Here is a 7459-nt window from a genome sequence, read left to right as displayed (position 1 = left end):
GGGGGGGGGGCTCAGGGACGGTCGGCGGGGGCGGGGCGGATGGCCACGGGGGCTGGGGCCAGCACGAGCCGGACCCGCCTGGTCAACGCCAACGCCTCCCGGTACTCGCGGGGCACCTGTACCCGCCCGGCACGGTCCATCACGGCGTACTCCTCGGCGACCATCCCCACGTCGCCGTCGGCGGCGGTCGCCGCTCGGCGCAGCACCTCGCTGCTGGTGCGCCCGTCGCGGATCGCCACGGTCCGCTCGACCTTGCCGCTGATCTCGGGATCGTGGGTCACCACGACGACGGTGACGCCGAGCTGCCGGTTGACGTCCCGCAGCGCACCCAGGACCTCCGCAGAGGTGGCGGTGTCCAACTCACCGGTCGGCTCGTCGGCGAGCAGCACCCGGGGCTCGTTGGCGAGGGCGACCGCGACGGCGACCCGCATCTGCTGGCCGCCCGACATCTGGGCGGGACGCCGATCGGCACACTCGGCGACGCCGAGGGCTTTCAGCAACTCCGCGGAACGGGCGCGGCGGGTCCGGGCCGGCGTGCGGGCCGCGGTCATCGGCAGGTCGACCATCTGCCGCGCCGTCAGGTACGGCACGAGATTGCTCGTGCTCTGCTGCCGGACGAACCCGACGGTGTGGCGCCGGTAGCGAACCCGGTCGGCCCGGGACATCGCCAGCAGGTCCCACCGGTCGACGCGGGCCCGCCCGGCGGTGGGGGCGTCGATCCCGGCGAGGATGGAGAGCAGCGTCGACTTGCCCGACCCGGACGCACCGACGACGGCGACCATCTCGCCGCTCTCCACGACCAGGTCCAAGCCCTGTAGCGCCTGCACCTCGATCGAGCCGGTCTGGTAGATCCGGACCAGGCTCTCGCAGACGATCAACGCCTCCCGACCGAGTTCCGGTGCGCGCCGTGGCTGCGGCAGAGACAGAGGTGTGATGGTGATACCTCGCCTTCGGCCCGCGTCGCGCAGACTCTAACCATGGTCATCGCGTCCGTCAACGGGGCCGGCACCGCTCCCGCGCCACGCCGCCCGAGGCCATGAGGGAGCGTCCGCCAGGTCTGTGTGCGCCCGCGGCGACGTCTGTCAGTCCGCGTAGTGCGCCACGGCGAGCGTCCGCGCCACCGTCGCGCTCAACAGCCGGACGCCGACGGTCGAGCCGGGATCGATGCCGGTGACCTCGCGCACGCGGCGCAGCCGGTAGTCCAGCGTGCGGGGGTGGATGTGCAGCGCGGCTGCGGTACTCGTGCGGATCATGTCGTTGGCGTAATAGGCACGCAGCGTCGCCACCAGGTCCGGGCCGGCGGCCAGCGCCCTCGCGTAGGTACGCAGCCAGCCGTCGACCGCCGGCGTCCGCGCCACGGCCATCTCCACGAACAGGTCCGCGATCTCCGGCAGCCGCTCCGGACGATCCTGCGGCGGCGCCACCCGGCTCGCCTCGCGTGCCCACGCCAGCGTCTCCGCCAGCCCGCCCACCGCGCCCTCCGCCGAGCCCACGCCGCAGGGCTGACCGATCAGCGCCGTCGCCTGACGTACCCGCTGAAGGGCCTTCGTCTTCGACTCGGTGCCGGGCGTGAGCACGGCGACCTCGTCGACGGCGAGCCAGGTCACCGGAATCCGGTCCGCGGCGAGCGCGGCGACCACCTCGGCCTGCGTCTCCGGAGCCACCGGCCGTGCCGTTTTCAGAATCGAGATGTGGTACCGCCCGGCAAGGCGCAGGTCGGCGACAATCGGCTCCACGGGCTCGTCGGCGAGCAGGGCACGGGCCAGGATCTCCAGCCGCGTCGACAACACCCGCGCGGTACCGACGCCACGGGTGTATCCGCACAGGTATGCGCTCCGGGCCCGTACGCCCTGGGCGCCGAGCCAGCCGACCATCCGCAGCAGGTCGGTCACGTCCTCGGGGCGGGCCAGGTCGTGCACCTCGCGCACCATCATCGCGGTGTGCAGGCCGAGCACCTGCTGCTGGGACGGCACCGACAATCCCACCTCGGCCCGCTGGCGGCCGACCGCGCCGATACCGGCCAGGTCCTTCTCGGTCAGCGGCAGCGCGGCCGCGACGAGATCGAGCGACCGGCGCCGGATGAGCACCGCGAAGTCGTATATTCCGGTACGGCCGTCAACGCCGGACGGCATCGTCTGGTACTCGCTGACCTCGTTGACATACGTCTCGGCCGCATGCCGCGCGTTGACTTCCACCCGCTCGCGCAAGGCCTTGAACAGTGCGCTCATCGATGCGATTCCTCCCCGTCGCAGACAGTTCGGAGCGGTGACGGTTGCGGATGGGTCGCTACGTCATCGACGGTAACAGATGCCGCTGCTGTCCCATCCGCCAGATCGTCGGGGACACCCAGCTCGCGATCGGGTCGACGGTCACCTGGCGACGCGTCGGATTGAGGTGGGGACGCCTCCGTCGACACCTGCTGCCGGTTCCACCAGAACCGGCAGGTCCACCGCGACGGTGAGGCCACCCTCCGGGTTGGCCCTCAGGGTGGCCGTGCCGCCGTGGGCGCGGGCGATGGCTGCGACGATGGAGAGGCCGAGCCCCGCGCCCCCGTCCGACCCGGTTCGGTCCGGGTTCAGCCGACGGAACGGTTCGAACAGTTCGTCGGCCCGGTCCGGGGAAACCTGCGGGCCGGTGTTGCCGACCACCAGCCCCATGTCTTCGGACAGCTCGACCAGGACCTTCCCACCGGGGACGTTGTAGCGGATCGCATTCTGCACGAGGTTGGTCACGAGCTGCGCGAGCAGCACATCATCGCCCAGCACGGTGACCGGCCGTACGGTCTGCGTCAGAAGGCTGACCTCGGCCGCATCGGCACTCCTCGCGTTCTCCTCGACGACCTCCCGCACCACGACCGACAGGTCGACGGGCGCGCGGGCGTCCAGTCCGCGCTCGCCCTTGGCGAGCAGCAGCAGCCCCTCGATGAGCCGTTCGGAGCGCAGCGTGTTGTGCAGCAGTTCGGTGCGGATCCGCTCCACCCGTTCCGGCGACGGATTGGCCAGCCCGACCTCGACGGCGGTCCGCTGGACGGCCAGCGGGGTGCGCAGTTCGTGGGAGGCGTTGGCGATGAACCGGCGCTGGCTGTCGACCGCGCGCTCCAGCCGGTCGAGCATGGCGTCGAAGGTGTCGGCGAGCCGCCGGAGTTCGTCGTCGGGTCCGGTGAGCGCAATGCGTTCGTGCAGCGTCGACAGCGACAGCCGCTGGGCGGCGGCGGTGATCCGGTGCAGTGGGCGCAGCAGCCTTCCGGTCAGCCACCAGCACACCGTGAACGCCAGTACCGCGATCACGGCGATGGCGACCAGGATGATGAGCCGCTGGCTGCTCAGCACGCCGTCCTGCACGTCCTGCGGCACCGTGGTTTCGGACATGGCCGACCTCGCGGCGGCGGTCCGGGTCTGGTCGAAGGGGATTCGCGCACAGGGCGGCAGTTCCGCCAAGGCCCGCTCGTTGCAGGGCACACCGGACACCTGCCAGGCGGTCAACCGATCGAACTGATCGTTGACCACCTGCCCCTGGCCGCGCAGCGCGCCCAGCAACACCCCCACGGTGATGACCGTGAAGAGTCCGCCGTAGAGCAGGGTCATCCGTACCCGTACCGAGCCGGTGAACCCCGCCCTGATACCCGTCGCCGGATTCACATCCAGTACCCGCTTCCCGGGACGGTCACGATGACGGGCGGATCGCCGAGCTTGGTCCGCAGCTTGCTCATCGTGACCTTGACCGCGGTGGTGAACGGGTCGATGTGCTCGTCCCAGGCCCGCTCCAGCAACTCCTCGGTGCTGACCACCGCGCCCTGCGCCCGCATCAGCACCTCCAGCACCGCGTACTCCTTGAGGGACAACCGCAGCGGCCGGCTGTCGCGGTAGGCCCGGCGGTGTGCGGTGTCCAGGGTGATCCCGCCGCGTTCCAGAACCGGCGGCAACGGCTGGCCCGACCGGCGGGCCAGTGCCCGGATCCGGGCGGCCAGTTCCTCGAAGGAGAACGGCTTGGACAGGTAGTCGTCGGCGCCCAGGTTCAGCCCGTCGATCCGGTCGTGGACCTCACCGGAGGCCGTCAGCATCAGAATCCGCACCTGCGCCCCGCGCCGGCTCAGCTCCTGGCAAACGTCGTCCCCGTGCACGCCGGGCAGGTCGCGATCCAGCACCAGCACGTCATAGTCGTTGACCGCGAGACGCTCCAGTGCGGCGGCACCGTCGTAGGCGACATCGACCGCCATCGCCTGCCCACGCAGCCCCTCGGCCACCAGGTCGGCAAGGAACCGCTCATCCTCGGCCACGAGTATCCGCATATTTCCATTCTCACAGAAATGCGGGGGGCGACGGATTCCGCTCACCGCCACGAAACCTGCCACCGTCCACGCTGCTTCCACGGAAACAGCGTCACGCGGTCGGGAAGATCCGGCGCGGTGAAAGGAAGTGGAGTGGAATGGTGTTGCATTCTGGGTTCAGGACACCGGCAGGGAGCGAGGACGAGGCGCCGCCCCGGCGGCGCCGCAGGCTGTGGCTGGTGACGAGCGGGGTCGCCGTGCTGGCCGTCGGTACGGGAAGCGCGGTGTACGCGCTGCGGGACGACGACCGGGCACCGGCCTCGACCGGAACGACGCTGCCGACGGTGCCGGTGAAACGGACGGACCTGTCCAGCGCGGCCCAGGTGGACGGCTCGCTCGGATACGCGGACTCCTACACCGTGTTGGGTTCCGGCTCGGGCCGGATCACCTGGCTGCCCGCCCCTGGCAAAGTCATCGTGCGGGGGAAGGCGGTGTACGGGGTCGACGGGCACCCGGTGCCGCTGTTCTACGGGGCGATGCCGTTCTGGCGGCCACTTCGGTCGGGGATGGGCAGCGGGAACGACGTGCTGGAACTGGAACAGAACCTCACGGCGCTCGGGTACGGCCCGGGTCTGACGGTGGATCGCACGTTCACCTCGTCGACCAGGTCTGCGATCGAGAAGTGGCAGGAAGCTCTGCGGGTTCCCCAGACCGGTTCGGTGTCCCCGACCGACGTGGTGCTGATGCCCGGCCCGATCCGGGTCACCAGCGTGACCGCGGTTCCCGGCGGCCCTGCCGCCGGGACGGTGCTCACCGCGTCCGGGACCACCCGGCAGGTGACGGTGAAGATGCCGGTGTCGTCGCAGGAGATCGCCAAGAAGGGCGCCAAGGTGCAGATCGAGTTGCCCGGCGGGAAGTCCACGGCGGGACACGTCTCCTCGGTCGGCACGGTCGCCACCGCCGACAAGACCAACGCCCAGTCCCAGACCGGGGAGAGCACCGAGTCCGCCACCATCACCGTCACGGTCACCCTGGACGAGTCCGCGGACGCCGGCACGTTGGACGGCGCCCCGGTCACGGTCGAGTTCACCAGCGTCGAGCACAGGGACGTGCTGGCGGTGCCGGTCAACGCGCTGCTCGCGGCGGCCGACGGGTCGTATTCGGTGAACGTGGTCGATGATTCCGGCACGATCACCTCGGTACCGGTCGAACTGGGCGTCTTCGACGGCGACGACGTCGAGGTGACCGGGGACCTGACCGAGGGCGCGAAGGTGCAGGTGCCCGTCTCATGAGCACACCGGTCGTCGCGGTCGAGGACGTCACCAAGACCTACCCCGGCGGTGTGCACGCGCTGCGCCGGGCGTCCCTGGCCGTGCATGCCGGAGGACTGGTCGCGATCGTCGGGCCGTCCGGGTCGGGCAAGTCCACGCTGCTGCAACTGATGGGCACCCTGGACACACCCACCAGCGGCCGCGTACTGATCCACGGCCACGATGTGGCACGGTTGCCGGACCGGCGGCTGGCCGCGGTCCGCGCCCGCTGGATCGGGTTCGTGTTCCAGCAGTTCTTCCTCACGCCGCACCTGTCGGCCCTGGACAACGTCGCCGCCGGGCTGCTCTATCACGGCTCGCTCCTGCGGCAGCGCCGCCGTATCGCGCGGACCGCGCTGGAGCGGGTCGGCCTCGGGCACCGGCTGGACCACCGACCCCACCAGTTGTCGGGTGGCGAGAAGCAACGCGTGGCGATCGCCCGCGCGGTGGTCGGCAACCCGAGCCTGCTGCTGGCCGACGAGCCCACCGGCAACCTCGACTCCGCTTCCGGCGCCGAGGTGCTGGCCCTGCTCACCGAACTCCACCACGACGGCACCGCCATCGTGGTCATCACCCACGACCGGGAGGTCGCCGCCGCGCTGCCGCGTCGGCTGGAGATCCGCGACGGCCAGATCCACGTCGATACGGGAGTCCGCACATGAGCGCCACGACACAGCTGCCGGCCCCCGCCCGGCTCCACCCCGGTGACCTCGCCCGGGTCGGCCTGGAAGGCCTGCGCGGGCGCCCCCTGCGCGCCGTCCTGTCCGCTGTCGGGATCACCATCGGGGTCGCCGCCATGGTCGGCCTGGTCGGCATCAGCACCGTCAGCCAGGCCGGACTGATCGCTCAGATCCGGGCCCTCGGCTCCAACCTGCTCACCGCCTCCCCCGGCACGAACCTGCTCGGACAGAACTCCACCCTCCCCGACGGCGCCGAAGGCATGGTCACCCGCATCCCCGGCGTAACCGACGTCTCCGCGATCGGGATGGTCGGCGGTGCCACCGTCCGCCGCACCGACAGGATCGACCCGGCCGAGACCAACGGCATCGCCGTCCAGGCCGCCCGGGTCGACCTGCTGAACACTCTCCAGGGCACCGTCCGGTCCGGAACGTTCCTCAACGCCGCCACCGGCCGGTACCCCACCGTGGCCCTCGGCTCGGTCGCCGCGGACCGGCTCGGCATCGCGAGGGCCGGCGCGCACGTCTACATCGCCGGACGCTGGTTCCTGGTCATCGGCGTCCTCGACACGTTGCCGCTGGCCCCCGAGATCGACCGGGCCGCGCTGATCGGCTGGCCCTATGCCAGCCAGCTCGGCTTCAGCGGACACCCGAGCACCCTGTACGAACGCTCCACGGCGCAGACCGTCCAGTCGGTGTACGACGTGCTCGCCCGAACCATCAACCCGGAACATCCCGAAGAGGTCCAGGTCAGTCAGCCGACCCAGGAACTCGAGGCCGAGGCCGCCGCCGACAGCGCCTTCAACGCCCTGTTCCTCGGCATCGGCATCGTCGCCCTCCTCGCCGGCGGCATCGGAATCGCCAACGTCATGGTCATCTCCGTGCTCGAACGCCGCCAGGAGATCGGCCTGCGCCGCTCCCTCGGTGCCACCCGGCACCAGATTCGAATGCAGTTCCTCACCGAATCCGTCACCCTGTCCACGCTCGGCGGAGCAGCCGGCGCCGCCGTCGGTCTCGTCGCCAGCACGGGGTACGCCCTCGTTATGGGCTGGCCTCTGACCCTGCCCACGGAGACCATCGCGGGCGGGGTCGCGGCCGCCATCGTCATCGGCGCCCTGGCGGGCCTCTACCCCGCCCGCCGCGCCGCCCGTCTTACTCCCACCGAGGCGCTCGCCACGACCTGACCGCGCTGACCGACTCCCCCG

Annotated in this window: 7 protein-coding genes; 3 read left to right on the top strand and 4 right to left on the bottom strand. The window is 71.1% G+C overall.

The window, feature by feature from the left end:
• Positions 1–11: 11 nt before the first annotated feature.
• From I0C86_RS15695 to I0C86_RS15680, 4 genes are all read right to left on the bottom strand, one after another.
• On the bottom strand, positions 12–941 hold the full coding sequence (locus tag I0C86_RS15695) for an ABC transporter ATP-binding protein (RefSeq protein ID WP_196201968.1): 930 nt from the start codon (positions 939–941) through the stop codon (positions 12–14).
• Positions 942–1082: 141 nt separating this feature from the next.
• Positions 1083–2228, bottom strand: coding sequence for a PucR family transcriptional regulator (locus I0C86_RS15690; RefSeq protein WP_196201965.1), 1146 nt, complete (start codon positions 2226–2228; stop codon positions 1083–1085).
• Between the two features lie 141 nt (positions 2229–2369).
• The gene (locus I0C86_RS15685) at positions 2370–3638 is read right to left on the bottom strand and encodes a sensor histidine kinase (protein WP_323373657.1); all 1269 of its coding nucleotides are present in this window, start codon (positions 3636–3638) and stop codon (positions 2370–2372) included.
• Entirely contained in the window at positions 3635–4288 is a 654-nt protein-coding gene (locus I0C86_RS15680; RefSeq protein WP_196201964.1) for a response regulator transcription factor, read from the bottom strand. Before I0C86_RS15680 ends, I0C86_RS15685 begins: the two co-directional genes overlap by 4 nt.
• 218 nt (positions 4289–4506) lie before the next feature.
• Between I0C86_RS15680 and I0C86_RS43435 the strand changes: the two genes are divergently transcribed.
• From I0C86_RS43435 to I0C86_RS15665, 3 genes are read left to right on the top strand one after another with little or no spacing between them, the layout of a single operon-like run.
• Positions 4507–5559 (top strand): efflux RND transporter periplasmic adaptor subunit, encoded by a 1053-nt coding sequence (locus tag I0C86_RS43435; protein ID WP_323373655.1) that lies wholly within the window; start codon positions 4507–4509, stop codon positions 5557–5559.
• The gene (locus I0C86_RS15670) at positions 5556–6239 is read left to right on the top strand and encodes an ABC transporter ATP-binding protein (RefSeq protein WP_196201962.1); all 684 of its coding nucleotides are present in this window, start codon (positions 5556–5558) and stop codon (positions 6237–6239) included. The genes I0C86_RS43435 and I0C86_RS15670 overlap by 4 nt, the downstream gene beginning before the upstream one ends.
• Complete coding sequence (locus tag I0C86_RS15665) at positions 6236–7438, top strand: ABC transporter permease (protein WP_196201961.1); 1203 nt, start codon at positions 6236–6238, stop codon at positions 7436–7438. Before I0C86_RS15670 ends, I0C86_RS15665 begins: the two co-directional genes overlap by 4 nt.
• Positions 7439–7459: the final 21 nt, after the last annotated feature.

This window comes from Plantactinospora alkalitolerans (assembly GCF_015690345.1).
GTDB classification, from domain to species: domain Bacteria; phylum Actinomycetota; class Actinomycetes; order Mycobacteriales; family Micromonosporaceae; genus Plantactinospora; species Plantactinospora alkalitolerans.
This window is presented reverse-complemented; position numbering and strand designations above follow the sequence as displayed.